At 77.1% G+C, this 16,578-nt stretch carries 9 protein-coding genes; 8 read left to right on the top strand and 1 reads right to left on the bottom strand.

What is annotated here, in order from left to right; translation table 11 throughout:
* The first annotated feature begins 53 nt into the window (after positions 1 to 53).
* The 8 genes from OVA14_RS00515 to OVA14_RS00480 all read left to right on the top strand — a co-directional run bounded on the left by OVA14_RS00515 (position 54) and on the right by OVA14_RS00480 (position 15,020).
* Positions 54 to 896: a PP2C family protein-serine/threonine phosphatase gene (locus tag OVA14_RS00515; protein ID WP_267504392.1), complete on the top strand. Its 843-nt coding sequence runs from the start codon at positions 54 to 56 to the stop codon at positions 894 to 896.
* Positions 896 to 2,260 carry a serine/threonine-protein kinase gene (locus OVA14_RS00510; protein WP_267504391.1) on the top strand — a complete coding sequence of 455 codons (1,365 nt, stop codon included), beginning with the start codon at positions 896 to 898 and terminating at the stop codon, positions 2,258 to 2,260. Before OVA14_RS00515 ends, OVA14_RS00510 begins: the two co-directional genes overlap by 1 nt.
* Positions 2,257 to 7,974, top strand: a complete 5,718-nt coding sequence (locus OVA14_RS00505; protein WP_267504390.1) for an Ig-like domain-containing protein — start codon at positions 2,257 to 2,259, stop codon at positions 7,972 to 7,974. The genes OVA14_RS00510 and OVA14_RS00505 overlap by 4 nt, the downstream gene beginning before the upstream one ends.
* 26 nt (positions 7,975 to 8,000) lie before the next feature.
* Entirely contained in the window at positions 8,001 to 8,966 is a 966-nt protein-coding gene (locus OVA14_RS00500; RefSeq protein ID WP_420710604.1) for an AAA family ATPase, read from the top strand.
* 1 nt (position 8,967) lies between these two features.
* On the top strand, positions 8,968 to 10,146 hold the full coding sequence (locus OVA14_RS00495; protein WP_267504388.1) for a DUF58 domain-containing protein: 1,179 nt from the start codon (positions 8,968 to 8,970) through the stop codon (positions 10,144 to 10,146).
* A gap of 543 nt (positions 10,147 to 10,689) precedes the next feature.
* A complete protein-coding gene (locus OVA14_RS00490) occupies positions 10,690 to 12,321 on the top strand; it encodes a transglutaminase domain-containing protein (protein WP_267504387.1) in 1,632 nt (543 codons plus the stop codon).
* Between the two features lie 63 nt (positions 12,322 to 12,384).
* On the top strand, positions 12,385 to 14,742 hold the full coding sequence (locus tag OVA14_RS00485; RefSeq protein ID WP_267504386.1) for an FtsK/SpoIIIE domain-containing protein: 2,358 nt from the start codon (positions 12,385 to 12,387) through the stop codon (positions 14,740 to 14,742).
* The gene (locus OVA14_RS00480) at positions 14,736 to 15,020 is read left to right on the top strand and encodes a hypothetical protein (protein WP_267504385.1); all 285 of its coding nucleotides are present in this window, start codon (positions 14,736 to 14,738) and stop codon (positions 15,018 to 15,020) included. The genes OVA14_RS00485 and OVA14_RS00480 overlap by 7 nt, the downstream gene beginning before the upstream one ends.
* 185 nt (positions 15,021 to 15,205) lie before the next feature.
* On the opposite strand, the gene OVA14_RS00475 is transcribed toward OVA14_RS00480, so the two are convergent.
* A complete protein-coding gene (locus OVA14_RS00475; protein WP_267504384.1) occupies positions 15,206 to 16,528 on the bottom strand; it encodes an aminotransferase class III-fold pyridoxal phosphate-dependent enzyme in 1,323 nt (440 codons plus the stop codon).
* Positions 16,529 to 16,578: the final 50 nt, after the last annotated feature.

Genomic DNA, 16,578 nt, shown 5'->3' with positions numbered 1-16,578 from the left:
GGTCGCCTGGCGCGTCGCGAGGCTCGGAGCCGCGTCGTGGGAGACTGGCAGGCGTGACCCACATCGGATCGGCAGCCGGCGAGCACGCGACAGAGGGCCCTGAGGCGCGCCGCTTCGCGGTGCGGTGGGCGGGGCTCACCGACACCGGCTTCCGCCGCCAGCACAACGAGGACTCGCTCGTCACCCAGCCGCCCGTCTTCGCGGTGGCCGACGGCATGGGCGGGCACTCGCACGGCGACCTCGCCTCGAAGGCCGTCGTCGAGCACCTGGGCGGCCTCGCAGGCCTCGAGGCCGTCGAGCCCATCGACGTCGTCGACGCCCTGCGCGCGGCGACCGACGAGATCGAGCGCCTCGGCGACGGCGACGGCGCCGCGGGCACCACCGTGACGGGCTGCGCGTTCGCGATCCACGAGGGCGCGCCGCACTTCGCGGTCTTCAACGTCGGCGACTCCCGCACCTACGCGATGCTCGGCGAGCGCCTCACGCGCATCACGACCGACCACTCCGTCGTGCAGGAGCTCATCGACGCGGGCCTCCTCACCGAGGAGGAGGCCGAGACGCACCCCGAAGCCAACGTGGTCACGCGCGGCGTGGGCGCCGGCATCGATCCCGTGCCCGACTACTTCCTGCTCCCGATCATGCCCGGGCTGCGCCTGCTCGTCTGCTCCGACGGCCTCACCAAGGAGGTCCACGACGTCGACATCGAGCGCATGCTGTGGGAGCACGAGGAGCCCGCGGCCGCCGCCGAGGCGCTCGTCGCCGCCGCGCTCGACCACGGCGGGCGCGACAACGTGTCCGTCATCGTCGTCGACGTCACGAGGGCGCCCACGGTCGAGGACGTCGACCGCACGGTGCCCCGGACGACGCTCCGCGACGAGGAGCCAGGGCGGCCCTGATGCCCAGGCGGCTCCCCTCAGCGCCGCCGGTCCTGCCCGGCTTCTCGCACCTGCACGTGCTGGGCACCGGCGGCTACGCCGATGTGTTCCTGTACGAGCAGGCGCTGCCGCGGCGGCCCGTCGCCGTCAAGGTGCTGCTCGCGGAGCTCGTCGACGAGGACGTGCGGGCGTCGTTCCGCAGCGAGGTCAACCTCATGGGGCGGCTCTCGTCGCACCCGGGCATCCTCACGGTCTTCTCGGCCTCCGTGGCGAGCGACGGCAGGCCCTACCTCGTCATGGAGCTCGCGAACCCCGAGCTCGGCGAGCGCTTCCGCACCGAGCCGCTCGGCGTCGAGGCCGCGCTCCGCGTCGCGATCCACATCGGCTCCGCGATCGAGACCGCCCACCGAGCGGGCGTGCTGCACCGCGACATCAAGCCCGCGAACATCCTGACGACCGCGTTCGGGCATCCGGTGCTGTCCGACTTCGGCATCGCCGGCCTCCGGCACGACGTCTCGGAGGCTGCGGGGGTCTCGGTGCCGTGGGCGGCGCCCGAGGTGCTGCGCGGCGGCACGGGCGGCACGATCGCCACCGAGGTGTGGTCGCTCGGCGCCACGATCTTCTCGCTCATCGCCGGTCGCAGCCCCGCCGAGCAGCCGGGCCGCGCCAACGACCAGGCGGCGCTCACCGACCGGATCGTCGCGCACGACCTGCTGCCCTCGCGCGCGATCCCAACGGCGCTGCGCCCCGTGCTCGATCGCGCGATGGCGGCGAAGCCCGCCGACCGCCACCCGAGCGTCGAGGCGCTCCTCGAGGACCTCCAGCGCGTGCAGCGCGAGCTCGAGCTCGACGTCACCCCGATCGAGGTCGAGCTCGACCCGTGGGCCTCCGGGCCCGCCACGCAGGCGGAGGAGGACGTCGAGGCGCAGGCCGACGCGCTGCGGCTGCGCCAGCGCCGCGCGCGCCGCTCGCCGGGCATCACGGGCAGCCGCATCGACATCTCCTCGTCGACGGGCCGCAGGACGCCCCAGCAGCCGAAGCGGCTCGCGGTCGGCGTGGGCATCGCTGCGGCGACCGTCGTGGTGCTCGGCATCGTCGCGGTCGCCGCGCTCGCGCTCTCCTCGGTGTCGGCCCGCATCCCCTCGGTCGCCGAGGTGGCCGCGACGCCGGCGAGCGGCGCGGTGGAGTTCGCGTGGCAGGACCCGGGCCTCACGGGCACCGACACCTACCTCGTGCGCACCTCCACGGGCGACTCCCTCATCCAGGGCGGCACGAGCTTCACCCTCACGGGGGAGCCGGGCGAGCGCCTCTGCGTGCAGGTCGCCGTCAACCGCGACGGCTCGACGGGCGAGAGCACCGAGTCCTGCGCGGAGCCGCTGCCATGAGGCGCGGCACCGCCGCGGCGGGCCTCGGCGGACTCCTGGTCGCCGGGGTCGTGGCCGGGGCGGTGCTGAGCCCGGGCTACGCGGCCGTGGAGCCGGAGCTCGACGGCTCGAGCGTGTGGGTCGCGAACGGCGAGGCGGGGGCGATCGGGCTCGCGAACACCGCGAACCGCGCGATCGAGCGCGTGCTGCGGGTGGGCGCCGTCGACGAGGCGCTCGTGGGCGCGAGCGGCACGGTGCTCGTCGACCGCGACGCCTCGACGGTGCGGGTGGTGCTCGACGCCGCGACCGAGCCGGGGCCCGCGGTGCCGATCAGCGCCGGCGCCGACGTGCAGGTGCGCGGCGACGACGTCCTCATCGCCGCCGAGACCACGGGCGACGTGTGGCGCTCGAGCGTCGGCGCGCTCGCCGAGGGCGCGCAGCTCGGCGACGCGGTCGTCGCGCTCGGCCGGGGCGGCGTCGCGGTGCTCGGCGAGACCGCGCTCATGGCCGCCTCGCCCGGCCTCGGCCGCGTGCTGACGATCGACGACGCGGGCGAGACCGTCGCGAGCGAGCGCGCCCCCATCTCGCCCTCCGCCCCCGCGCTGCAGCTCACGGCGCTCGGCGACGAGTGGGTGCTGTTCGACGCGGGCGCGGGCGTGCTCTCCACCGCCACGTGGGAGACCGCCGTCGAGGCCACGGGGGTGCGCCTGCAGGAACCCGGCGACGACGCGGGCGCGGTGCTCTACGCGACCGACGACGGCCTCGTGCGCCAGCAGCTCGGGATCCACGCGAGCGAGGTGCTCGCCTCCGGCCTGCAGGGCGAGCCGGCCGCGCCGCTCGTCGCCGGCGGCTGCACCTTCGCCGCCTGGGCCTCCGGCACCGCGTGGCGCGACTGCGAGGAGCAGGAGCCGGTCGTGCTCTCGATCGACGGCGTCGCGCCCAGCGCGCCGCTCGCGATCCTCCACCGCGGCTCGGCGACGGCGCTCGTCGACCCGCTCGCGGGCGACGCCTGGGCGATCGACCGCGACGGCGGCCGCGTCGAGGGCTGGCAGCTCGAGGCCGAGGAGCCCGAGGCCGAGGCGCCGAGCGACGGCGAGACCGTGGAGCAGGAGGTCGAGGCGGCCCCCGCCCCGCCCACCGCGGTCGACGACGAGCTCGGCGCGCGCCCGGGCGCCGTCACGGTGCTGCCGGTGCTGCTGAACGACACCGACCCGAACGGCGACCCGATCGTCATCACCGACGTCGCGAGCGACCGGGAGGACGCGCCGGTCTCCATCCAGCCCGACGGGCGCGGGATCCGCCTCGAGGCCCCGGACGCGGGCGTCGTCGTCGTCGACTACCGCGTCTCCGACGGCACCGAGAGCGACGCGGCGCGCGCCGTGGTCACGGTGCGGCCCACGGGCAACGAGCCGCCGCGGCTCGAGCGCGCGCGCGAGGCGACGCTCGAGGCGGGCGGCACCATCGTGCTCGACGCGCTCGACGGCTGGCTCGATCCCGACGGCGACTCGCTCGCCGTGGTGTCCGCGACGGCGGAGGCGCCCGACCGGGTGACGGTGCGCCCCGACGGCAGGCTCGAGTTCCGCGACGGGCGGGCGGGCGCCCAGCGCGAGGTCGCCGTGACCGTGACCGACGGCCAGGCGACGGCGACGGCCTCCCTGCCGCTCACCGTGCACGCGGGCGCCGTGCCGATCAGCGCCGACCCGATCACGGCGGTCGGCAGGCCGGGGCAGCGGCTCGTGCTCGAGCCGCTGCTGGCCTCCCACGGCGGTGCCGGCGCGCTCAGCCTGCACAACGTCGTCGCCGCAGGGCTGCCGGTCGAGCCGCACTACGGCGACGGCACGATCGAGGTGGTGCCGACCGAGGCCGGCCTCATGCGCTTCACCTACGTCGTCACCGACGGCACCTCCACCCGCAACGGGCTCGCCGCCGTCCGCGTCCTCGACCCCGTCGACGCGTCCGCTCCGCCCGTCACGACGCCCGGCAGGGCGCTGCTGCCCGCGATCGGCGCGGTCGAGGTCGGGGTCGATCGCCTCGCGCACGATCCCGCGGGCGGCGTCGTCGCCGTCACCGTCGCGACGAGCGAGGATCCGGCGGTGCGCGCGGAGGTCGTCGACGGCGACCGCGTGCGGCTCCGCCTCGTCGACGAGCTCGAGGGCTCCGCCCTCGTCCGCTACACGGTGACGAACGGCGGGCGTGCCGCGAGCGGGGAGCTGCTCGTCTCGGCGGCCGCAGCGGCGGCGGTGCAGGCGCCGATCGCGCGCGACGACGCCGTCAGCGTGCGCCCTGGCGGCCTCGTCGACGTGCCCGTGCTCGCGAACGACGAGCAGCCGGACGGCCTCGACGTCGTCGTCGACGGCATCGTAGCGCCGCCCGAGCAGGGCCTCCTCTTCGTCGACGGCGACCGCCTCCGCTACGTCGCGGCCGACGAGCCCGGCACCTTCCACGCCACCTACGCCGTGCGCGGCCCCGACGGGCAGACCGCGACGGCGGCGGTCGAGCTGCGGGTCGCGGCGGCGGCGCAGACCACGAACGCGGCGCCGGAGGCTCCCACCCTGGAGGCCCGGGTCGTCGCCGGCGCGAGCGTCGACCTGCCGCTCCCGCTGTCGAACGCCGACCCCAACGGCGACCCCGTGCAGCTCCTCGGGCCCTCGAGCGCGCCATCGCTCGGGTTCGTCACGCAGTCGGGGCCGTCGATCCTGCGGTACCAGGCGGGCGACTACTCCGTCGGCACCGACGAGTTCCGCTACCGGATCGCCGACGACCTCGGCGGGGTCGCGGAGGGCACGGTGCGCATCGCGGTCGTCGAGCCCTCCGCCGCCCTCCCGCCGGTCCTCGGGGCGGACGTCGCGGCGATGCGGCCCGACTCGACGCTCGTCGTGCCGGTGCTCGACAACGACGAGGACCCCGCGGGCCTGCCGCTGCGGATCGTCGACGTGCGCACCGACTCCGCGGGCGCGTCCGCCGTGGAGCGCGACGGCGCGGTGGAGGTCACGGCGGGCCCGGGCACCGCGCGCATCGGCGTGCTCGTCACGGTCGAGAACTCGGCGGGCTCGTCCGCAGCGAGCTGGCTGCGGGTCGACGTCGACCCGGATGCGGCGCCGCCCGCGCCCGACGTGCAGGACGTGCAGGTGGGCATCCAGTCGATCGCCGAGGCCGACGCGGTGCGGATCGACCCGCTCGCGCACGCGAGCGTCCGCGACGGCCGCGCCGACGTGCTGGAGGCGAGCCTGCCCATGCCGGCCGAGGGCGTCGTGCTGCGCGAGGACGGCTCGATCGAGATCGCGGTCGGCGACCGCACGCGCTACGTGCCCTTCGCCGTCGTCCGCAGCGACGACGTCGGTGCGACCGGCACCGCGGTCGTCGCGGTGCCGGGCCGCGACGACGCCCTGCCGCAGCTGCGACCCGGCGTCGCCCCGCTCACCGTGCCCTCGGGCGGCACGCTCGAGATCGCGCTCGCCGACGTCATCGACACCGTCGACGGCGACGGCCCGATCCTCACCGACGCGAGCGACGTCGACGCGACCCCGACCGACGGCACGAACCCCGTGATCGACGAGCGCACGCTCCGCTTCGTGCCCGAGCGCGGCTACTACGGCCCCGCGAGCATCACCTTCGAGGTCACGGACGGCGACAGCCCCTCCGATCCGGAGGGGCGGCGGGGCATGATCGTGCTGCCGATCGAGGTGCTGCCCGGCGACGACGTGCCCCTCACCGTGCAGGGCTTCCAGGCGCAGCTGCAGCCGGGCCAGGAGCGCGAGATCGATCTCGCGCGCATCACCCGCACGCCCGACGCCGCGCGGCTCGAGGCGGCCTCATGGTCGCTCGCCGACGCCGTGCCGGCCGGCTTCCAAGCGGCGGTCGTCGGCTCCACGCTCACCGTCCGCGCGCTCGAGCGCACGGTGCCGGGCACCATGGCCGCGCTCTCCGTCGGCGTGCGCGACGGCGCGGGCGAGGGGGTCGCGGGCGACATCGTGCTCTCCGTCGTCTCGTCGACCCAGCCCCTCGTCGCGCCGGAGGCCGACGAGGTGACGGTGCGGCGCGGGGCGAGCGCCGAGGTGCGGCCGCTCGCGAACGACGAGGCATCGAACCCCTTCCCCGACTCGCCGCTGCGGCTCGGCGGGCTCCGCGACGCGGGCGCCGCGGCGCGCGGGGTCGAGGCGCGCCTCGAGGGCGATCGGCTCCGCATCGACGTCGCCGGCGACGCGCAGATCGGCGCGACCATCCTGAACGTGCTCGTGCTCGACGCGACGGGCGACGTGCGCCGCGGGGTCTGGAGCCCCGTGACGGTCACCGTCCAGGACGTGCCCGACGCGCCCGTCCCTCCCGTGCAGGCGTTCGACGACCACGTCGACGGCGTCGTGACGATGTCGATCGAGCCGCCCGCCTCGAACGGCAGCCCCATCACCGGCTACCGGATCGTCGGGCCCGGCGTCGACGTCGACTGCGGCGCGCAGCCCCGCTGCCGCATCGAGGGGCTGCAGGCGGGCGTCGACGTCCGGCTGCACGCGATCGCCACGAACGCGCTCGGCGACAGCGAGCGCTCCGCGCCCTCGGAGCCCGTCCACGCCGACCGCCTGCCCGCCGCGGTCCAGGGCATCGCCGTGGCGCCCGGCACCGAGGCAGGCTCGGCGCGGGTCACGTGGCGCGGCGTCGCGCAGCCGGCGGGCGGCACGCCCGTCGAGGCGTACCTCGTGCACGTCGTGGGATCGGGCACCGACCGCATCGTCCGCGTCGGCGCGGGGGAGCGCAGCGCCGTCGTCGCCGGCCTCACGGCGGGCCGCGCGTACCAGGTGGAGGTCGCCGCTGCGAATGCCGCGGGCGTCCCCGACGCGAGCTGGCGCTGGCCCGCGGCGACCGTGCCGTTCACCGCGGTGGGGCAGCCCGGCACGACGAGCATCGTGATCACGGGGCGCGACCAGGCCTCGGGCACGGTCGCGGCTCGCTGGGCGACGGTGGAGCCAGGCGGCGCGCGCCAGGTGCGGTACCAGGCCCGGATCGTCGCGGAGGCGGACGTCGCGGGGCTCACGTGCACGAGCTCCGGCACGGGCACGCCCTCCGGCTCGTCGGAGACGAGCACCTCGCTCGAGGTGGCCGACGGCGCGCGCGCCGTGGTCGCGGTGATCGCCGACAACGGCTGGTTCTGCTCGGTCTCGACGTCCGGCCCCGTCTTCGGCAGGCCCGATCCGATCGACCCCGCCGACGTCGACGTCGTCGCGGAGGTCCGCGACGACGCGCGCGACCTGCGCCTCGCGGGCGCACCCGCGCTGGCCTCGGGCACCTGGATCGAGGTGCGGACGCGGCAGACGTCCACGAGCGAGTGGCGGCGGGTGAGCGAGGGCTCCTGGATCACGCCGCCGGGCGGCTCGTTCGCCTACGGCCGCGGCGACACGCGCGTCGACCTGCGCGCGTGCGCGCCCTCGGGCGCCGGCGACGGCCGCCTCTGCTCGGAGCCGACGACGGTCGGCCCCTTCACGCCGCTGAGCCTCCGCGCGACCGTCGAGACGTGCCGGCCGCTCGCGCCGCTCGAGGCGACGGCGCCCGCGAACGCGTCGCTGCAGGCGCGCGGCGACGTCGAGGCGCGGTACCTCGTCGGCGGCTCGTGGACGAGCTGGCGGCCCGCCTCGCAGGCCGTGCCCGCGCAGGCGACCAGGGTCGAGGCGAGGGGCGTCGTAACCTATCAGGACCCCGAGCCGTACAAGGATCCGCAGCCGACCGTCGCGGGGTGCGGCCTGTGACCCGGCGGGACGAGCGAGCGACGAGCATGGCAGGAGCAGGCGTGGGGATCGATGTCGCGGGCATCCAGGAGCTGGCGGAGCGGATCGTGGAGCGCGTCGAGCGCGTGCTCGTGGGCAAGCCCCACGTGGTGCAGCTCTCGCTCACGGCCATGCTGAGCCGAGGGCACCTCCTCATCGAGGACAACCCCGGCACGGGCAAGACCTCGCTCGCCCGCGCCCTCGCCGCGAGCGTCTCCGGCACGGCGAGCCGCATCCAGTTCACCCCCGACCTGCTGCCCGGCGACATCACGGGCGTGTCGGTGTGGAGCCAGGCGACGCGCGAGTTCGAGTACCGGCCCGGGCCCGTGTTCGCGAACGTCGTGCTCGCCGACGAGATCAACCGCGCGAGCCCGAAGACCCAGTCGGCGCTGCTCGAGGTCATGCAGGAGGGGCACGTGACGGTCGACGGGGTCGCGCACGCGGTGCCGCAGCCGTTCATGGTCATCGCGACGCAGAACCCCATCGAGCACGCCGGCACCTACCGCCTGCCGGAGGCGCAGCTCGACCGCTTCGCGCTGAAGGCCTCGATCGGCTACCCGGACCACGCCTCGACCCTGCGCATCCTCGGCGACTCCGGCGAGGAGGTGGCCCCGGAGGAGCTGCGGCCCGCGGCCGACGCCGAGACGATCCGCGACATGGCGGTCGCCGTCCGCGGCGTCCACGTGGAGCCCTCGATCGTCGACTACGTGGCGCGCCTCGTCGAGGCGACGCGCGAGGCAGACGAGGTGCGGCTGGGCGTCTCGGTGCGCGGCGCGCTCGCGCTCGTGCGGACGGCGCGCGCCTGGGCGGCCGTGCACGGGCGCGACTACGTGACCCCCGACGACGTCAAGGCGCTCGCCGTCCCGGCGCTCGCCCACCGCCTCGTGCTGCAGCCCGAGGCCGAGTTCGACGACGTGCGGCCCGAGAGCGTCGTGCAGCAGCTCATGCTGACCGTGGCACCGCCCAGGCGCTGACGTGCGCTGGCTCGAGCCCGTCTGGCGCACGGTCACCCCGTGGGGGTGGGCGCTCGTCGCGACCCTCGTGGTGGGCGTGGTCGTGGCCCGCGCGCTCGGGTGGACGGAGGCGCTCGTGGCGGCGGTCGCGGCCGGGGCGCTGCTGCTGGGGGCCGTGCCGTGGATCGTCGGCGAGCGGTGGGCGCGCGCCCGCATCGGCCTGAGCGCGGAGCGGGTGCCCGTGGGCTCGCCCGCGCTCGCGCTCGTCGAGATCGCTCGCCCGACGCGCGCCCTGCCGCCGCGCCAGGTCGATCTCGACGTCGGCGACGAGGAGGCCGTGCTCGACATCCCGCCGCTCGAGGTGGGCGGGAGCGTGCTGCGGTCCGTCCCCCTCGACACCTCGCGGCGCGGGCTCCGCACGATCGGGCCGGCGACGCTGCTGCGCACCGACCCCTTCGGCGTGCTCGAGCGCCGGCACCGACTCACCGAGACGCGCACGCTCGTCGTGCACCCGCGGATCGTGCGGCTGCCCGGCGGCGCCGCGGGCATCGTGCGCGACCTCGACGGCGAGGCGGCCGCGGAGCGCACGGCCGACGACATCTCGTTCCACAGCCTCCGCGAGTACGTGCCGGGCGACGACCGGCGGCTCGTGCACTGGCGCTCGAGCGCGCGGCTGGGCGAGCTGCTCGTGCGGCAGTTCGAGCCCTCGCGGCGCGCCGACGCGCTCATCGTCGTGTCGACCGATCCGCGCGAGTACGACGGCGACGACTTCGAGCTCGCGCTCTCGCTCGTGGGCACGCTCGGCACGGCGGCGCTCGCGGACCGGCGCACGCTGCGCGTCGTCGAGAGCCCGCGCGCCGAGCGCTCGCGGGCCGAGCCCGTCGACGCGGCGACGCGCGACCGGCTGCTCGACGCGCTCGCCGTGCTCGAGCCGCGCAGCGAGCACGGCGTCGCCGCGGCGGCCCGCGCGGCCCGCGGGGTCGCGCCGGGCAGCGTCGCGTGGCTCGTGACGGGGTCGAAGGCGAGCCCTCGCGCCCTGCGCACGGCGTCGAACGGCATGCCCGCGGGCGTCGTCGCCGTCGTCGTGCGCGCCGCGGTGGGCGCCGTGCCCGCCCGGTCGAGGCTCGGTGACGCCGACGTCGTCACGGTGGGCGCGATCGAGGACCTCGCGCGCTCGGTCCGGCAGGAGGCCGGGCGGTGACCGCCGTGCGGGGTCGCCGCCTCGTGCAGCGGGCACCGGGCGTCGCGGCCATCCTCATCGCGATCGCCGCGGCCTGCGCGCCGATGTGGTGGATCTTCGGCACGCCGCAGCTGCTCGTCGCGGTGGCGGTCGCGCTCCTCGTGGGGGCGGGGCTCGCGGTGCTCGGTGCCGTGCGCGGCTGGTCGGCGCTCTCGCTGCTGCTCGCGGGGCTCGCGGCCTTCGCGCTCCTCCTGGTGCCCCTCGTGTCGCCGCAGCGGATCCCCCGCGGCGAGTGGGGGCCGGCCGCGGTCGACGCGCTCGCGGCGCTCGTGCTGTCGTGGCGGCGGCTCCTGACGATCGGGCTCCCGGTCGGCACGGGCGACGCGCTGCTCGTGGCCCCCGTCGTCCTCGTGCTCGTCGGCACCGTCGTCGCCGTCTCCGTCGCGCTGCGCTCGCCGCGTGCCGAGACCGCGGCGGTCGTGCCCGCGGCGATCGGGGTCTGGGCGGTGCTGTGGGGGCCGCACGAGCCTGCCGGCGGCATGGCTCACAGGGCTCGCGGCGCTCGTGCCGATCACGGCCTACGTCGCGCTCGTCCGCCAGGCGCGCCGGCGCAGCCGGGCGCCGCGGGCGCTCTCCTCGCTCGCGCGGCGCGTGGGCGCGGGCACGCTCGTCGCAGTGCTCGCTGCGGGCGCTGCGGCCGCGGCCGGCGCGCTCGTGCCGCTGCCGGACCGCATCGTCCTGCGCGGCGATCCGGCCTCGAGCGTCGACCTCGTGGGGGCCTCGCCGCTGTCCGCCTACCGCTCGTTCTGGCTCGCGGAGGCGCGCGACGCCGTGCAGCTCACCGCGACGGGCCTCGAGCCCGGCGACCGCATCCGGCTCGCGGCGCTCGACCGCTACGACGGCTCGGTGCTCTCGGTCGACCGCGCATCCTTCGAGCGCGTCGCGGCCGTCGAGGAGGGCGCCGGCCGCCTCGTGGGCATCACGGTGGACGAGCTGCGCTCGCAGTGGCTGCCCTCGGTGGGCGTGCCCTCGGCCATCCGCTTCGTCGGCGACCGCAGCGCCGAGCTCGCGGAGGGGCTGCACCGCGACGCCGAGCTCGACGCGCTCGTCGTCGAGCCGGGCATCGGGCCCGGCGACGGCGTGCAGCTGCTCGTCGAGCCCGGGGGCGAGGTGGTCGCGGCCGAGGAGGTCGCGGCGCTCGAGCCGGCGGACCCGCGCCAGGGGGCGATCGAGCTGCCGGACGCCATGCTCACGGCGCTCGCCGCGTGGACGGGCGACGCGCAGGTGCCGGGCGAGCGGCTCGCCGCGATGCTCGAGGGGCTGCGCGCCGAGGGCTACGTGAGCCACGGGGTGCTCGACGACGAGCCGCCCTCGCGCCCCGGCCACTCGATCGAGCGGCTCGAGGCGCTGTTCCAGGATCCGATGGTGGGCGACGCGGAGCAGTACGCGACCGCGGCGATGCTCCTCGCGCGGCAGCTGGGCTTCGACGCCCGCGTGGTCGTGGGCTTCACGCCCGACGGCGTCGTCGCGGGCACCCCGACGCGCGTCGTGGGCTCGGACGCCGACGCGTGGATCGAGGTGCGCACCGAGGCGGGCTGGGTGGGCGTCGACGTGACGCCGGAGCCGCGCCCCATCCCCGAGCAGGAGGAGGGTGCGCCGAGCGTCGTGCTCGAGCCGCCTGCGCAGCAGGCGCCCGCGCCCGCGCCGGGCGGTCAGGAGGACGGGGCGGACGCGGCGCCGCCATCGGCGCCCCAGGAGCCCATCGACGACGGCTCCCGGCTGCTCGCGACGCTCGGTGCCGCGGCCGCCGTGCTCGGCCTGCTGGCCCTGATCGCGGCGGTGCCGGTCGGGCTCGTGCTGTCGAAGGTCATCCGTCGGCGTCGTCGCCGCCGCGCGGACGCCGCCCGCGACCGCGCCGAGGGAGCGTGGGCCGAGCTCGTCGACGCGTTGCACGACCGCGGCGAGAGCCTCGCGCCGGGTGCGACGCGGCTCGAGCAGGCGGGGGAGGACGGCACCATGCGCGCGCTCGCCGGCCGCGTGGATCGCGCCGTCTTCGCCGCCGTCGAGCCGAGCGAGGGCGAGATCGACGAGGCGTGGGCGCTCAGCGACGAGGTGCTCGCGCGCCGCGACCGCGAGGCCGGCGGCGCGCAGCGCGTGCTGGCACGCCTCAACCCGGCCTCGCTCGCGCGGCGCTGAGTCCCTCCACAGGCCAGGGCGGCAGGCGCGCGCGAGCGGGCCCCGCAGGGCATCCTCGCCCGCATGGAGCCCATCGCGCTGCCCCGCCCGCCCGCCGAGCCGGAGCCCGGGACGTTCCCGCTGCTCGCGAGCCTCGCGCCCGTGCTCGGCGCGGTCGCGCTGTGGCTGCTGCTGCAGACCCCGACCGTGCTCGTCTTCGCGCTCCTCGGCCCGGTGATCGCGCTCGCGAGCCTCGGCGACGGCCGGCGCTCGCGCAGGCGCCGCAGGCGCGCCGAGGCCGAGCGCTGGCGGCGCGAGCTCGCGGAGGTCGAGGAGCGGCTCGACGCGGCGCTCGAGGCGCGCCGCGAGGCGCTCCGCGAGGAGCATCCCGGCGCGCGGGCCCTCGCCGCGATGCCGGCCCACGATCCGCGCCGGTGGCGCCGCCAGTCCGGCGACCCGCTGGCGGTGGTGCTCGGGCGCGGCCCGGTCGACTCGGGGATCGGCGTGCCCGGCGACGTGCGGGCGTCGGATCCCTCGGCGGTGCGCGCGGGCGCGGTCGACGACGCCGAGCGCGTGCGGGCGCGCGCGGCGACGGTCGAGGGCCCGCTCGTCGTCGACGCGCGTGACGGCGTCGGCGTCGTGGGGCCTGCCGCGATCGCCGTCGCCCGCACCGCCGTCCTGCAGGTGCTCGAGGCGCTGCCGCCGGGCGAGGCGGTCGTCGTCGCGCCCGACGACGCGGCCTGGGACTGGCTCGAGGCGTGCCCGCACGAGCTGCACCGCGAGCCCGGCGCCGTCGTGCGCATCGTGGGCGACGCCGCGGAGGCGACCGTCGCGGCGGCCACGAGCGCCGAGGGGCTGCCGCGCGAGTGCCGCGTCGTGGTGCACGCCGCGCTCGACGCGGTGCGCGCCGCGGCGCGGGAGGCGGCGCCGGAGGCCCTGTCGCTCCGGGAGGCCGCGGCGGCGGCGCGGACGCTCGCCGAGGCCGCGGAGCGCGCCGGCATCGGCGCGCGCGGCGGCCCGCCGCCGCACGTCGCCCTCGCCGCGCTCGAGCAGCCGCGCGGCGGGCTCGCGGCGCGCTTCCTCGTCGCCGACGAGCCCATCGACCTCGACCTCGTGCGCGACGGGCCGCACGCGGTCGTCGGCGGCACCACGGGCTCCGGCAAGAGCGAGCTCCTCATCGCCTGGGTCGCCGCGATGGCCGAGGGGCGGTCGACCGAGGAGGTCACCTTCCTGCTCGTCGACTTCAAGGGCGGTGCGTCGTTCGCGGCGCTCGCGGGCCTCGCGCACTGCGTGGGGGTGATGACCGATCTCGACGAGGCGGGCGCCCGTCGCGCGATCGAGAGCCTCCGCGCGGAGCTCCGGCGGCGCGAGCTCGCGCTCGCCGAGCAGGGCGCGCGCGACGTGGCCGAGGCGACGGGCCTGCCGCGGCTGGTCATCGTCGTCGACGAGTTCGCGGCCATGCTGCAGGAGCTGCCCGACCTCCACCGCCTCTTCGTCGACCTCGCGGCGCGCGGCCGCTCGCTCGGCGTGCACCTGGTGCTCTGCACGCAGCGGCCCGCCGAGGCGGTGCGCGACGCGCTGCTCGCCAACTGCGGCATCCGCGTCTCGCTGCGCGTCACGGGCGAGCAGGACGCGATCGCCGTGACGGGCTCGGCCGAGGCCGCGTCGATCGGCCTCGAGGCGCGCGGTCGCTGCGTCGTGCGCGTGAGCGGCGGGCGCACCCGGCTGGCGCAGGCGGCGCTCGCCGAGCCCGCGCAGGCTGGCGCGGCTCGTCGCCGCATCCCGCGCCCTGCCGGTGCCGGAGCGCCCATGGCGCGAGCCGCTGCCCGAGCGGCTGCAGGCTCTCGGCGGTGCCGGGCGAGGGTGGCGGCGTGCGGCTCGGCCTCGTCGACCGTCCGGCCGCGCAGGCGGTCGAGCCGGTGCTGTGGCGCCCGGCGAGTGACGGGCCGCTGCTCGCGATCGGCTCCTCGGCCTCCGGTCGCACGGGCCTCGCGGAGCTCGTCGCCGGGCAGCTCGGCACCGCGGTCGTCGACCGCGAGGACGCCCTGTGGGACGCGCTCGACGACGACGGGCCGCTCGTCGTCGACGACGTCGACCTCCTGCTCGCGCGGCTCGGCGAGGAGCACCAGGCCGTCGTGCAGCAGCGGCTCGCGACCGCGATGCGCTCGGGCCGCGCCGTCGCGCTCACGGCGCGCCGGGTGTCGTCGGCGATGGGGCAGGCTCGCGCCGCTCGCCGAGCCTGCGCGTGCTCCTGCGGATCGCGAGCAGGCAGGAGCACGTGGTCGCCGGCGGCGCGGGCGGGACCCACGACGCCGCCCTGCCGCCCGGCGCGGGATGGATCGCCGACGAGCGCGTGCAGGCTCGCGATCCCGCCGCGGCCCGCCCCGCGCTGGGCGCCGCGCGCGGCGCGGCTGCACGCCTCCCGCGTCGCCGTCGTGCTAGGCCCCGGTGCCGCGCTGCCGCCTGCGCTCGCCGCACGGGCGGCGGCGCCCGGCAGCCCGGAGGCGGCCGAGGCCCCGGTGGTCGCCGGCGTCGCGCAGGCGTGGGAGGGCGCGTGGGGCGAGCTCGAGCGGCTGCGCCAGGAGCGGCCCGTCCTCGTGCTCGGGGCGGATGCGCGACAGCTGCGGCAGGTGCTGCGCCACGCCCCGCTGCCGCCGCCCATGCGCGGCGAGCCGGCGTGGCTGCTCGACGGCAGCCGCTGGCACCGCCTGCAGGCCTGAGCGCGCCCGCGCGCGGATCCCGGCAGTGCGGACGACCTCGCCGCGCGGACGACCGCTGAGCGCAGACGACCTCGCCGCTCGGACGACCGCTGCGCGCGGACGACCTCGCCGCGCCGACGGCCGAGGGGCGCCGCCCGCTCGCGCGGACGACGCCCCTCGGATCCCGGCGCCGCCGGGATGCGTCGCTAGCGGGCCGAGAGCGCCCGGCCCACGACCTCGATCGCCTCCCGCAGCTGCTCGTCGGTGATCGCGAGGCTCGGCAGGAAGCGCAGCACGTTGTAGTCGGTGCCCGCGGTGAGCACGAGCACGCCCTCCTTGCCCGCGGCGGCCGAGATCGGGCCCGTCGGGATCGGCTCGCGCGTCTCGGGGTCGAGCAGCTCGATGGCGAGCATCGCGCCCTTGCCGCGCACCTCGGCGATCTCGGGGTGCGAGGCCGCGAGCTCCTCGAGCAGGGGCCGCAGCACCGACTCGACGCGGCGCGCCTCAGCGTTGAGGTCCTTCGAGGTCACCTGCTCGAGCACGGCGACGGCTGCCGCGCACGAGACGGGGTTGCCGCCGAAGGTGCCGCCGATGCCGCCCGTGTGCACGGAGTCCATGATCTCGGCGCGGCCCGTCACGCCGGCGAGGGGCATGCCGCCCGCGATGCCCTTGGCCGAGAGCAGGATGTCGGGCACCCAGCCGAAGTGCTCGGAGGCGAAGGTCGCGCCCGTGCGGGCCACGCCCGACTGCACCTCGTCGGCGATCATGACGACGCCGTTGGCGGTGCACCACTCCTGCATGAGCGGCAGGTAGCCGTCGGCGGGCACGATGAAGCCGCCCTCGCCCTGGATGGGCTCGATGACGAGGCACGCGAGGTCGCTGACGCCCACGTGCTTCTCGAGGTACCACTGCGTGCGCTTCGCGGCCGCGGCGCCGTCGAGGCCGTCGCGCAGCGGGTAGGAGCCGGGGGCGTGGAAGATGTCGCTCGCGAGCGGGCCCATGCCGGTCGCGTACGGCGCGGGCTTGAAGTTCATCGTCATCGTGAGGTTCGTGCGGCCGTGGTAGCCGTGCTCGACGACAGCGACCGCGCGGCGGCCCGTGTGCTTGCGCGCGACCTTGACGCCGTTCTCGACGGCCTCGGAGCCCGAGTTGACGAAGAACGACTTCTTCGCGTGGTCGCCGGGCGTCAGCTCGGCGAGCAGCTCGGCGACGCGCACGTAGGGCTCGTAGGGCGTGGTGCCGAAGAGCGAGTGCGTCAGCTTGCCGACCTGCTCGCGCACGGCCACGACGACCTCGTCGTTCGTGTGGCCGATCGTGGTCACGCCGATGCCGCAGCCGAGGTCGATGAAGCGGTTGCCGTCGACGTCGGTGATGATCGCGTCGTGCGCCTCGGCGATGAAGACGGGCAGCTGGTGCGGGATGCCCTGGGCCACCGCCGCCGCCTTGCGCTCCAGGAGCGCGCGGCTGTTGGGTCCGGGGATCTCGGTGACGATGGCGCGGGAGGTCGCGGGGGCGGCGATGTCGGTCATGCCCAGATCCTACGCCTCGGCGCACGGGCGGCTCGGCCTACGCTGGAGCC

This window comes from Agrococcus sp. SL85 (assembly GCF_026625845.1).
In the GTDB taxonomy this organism is placed as follows: Bacteria; Actinomycetota; Actinomycetes; order Actinomycetales; family Microbacteriaceae; genus Agrococcus.
The sequence above is the reverse complement of the archived record's forward strand: the minus strand, read 5'-3'. Positions and strand labels throughout refer to the sequence as shown.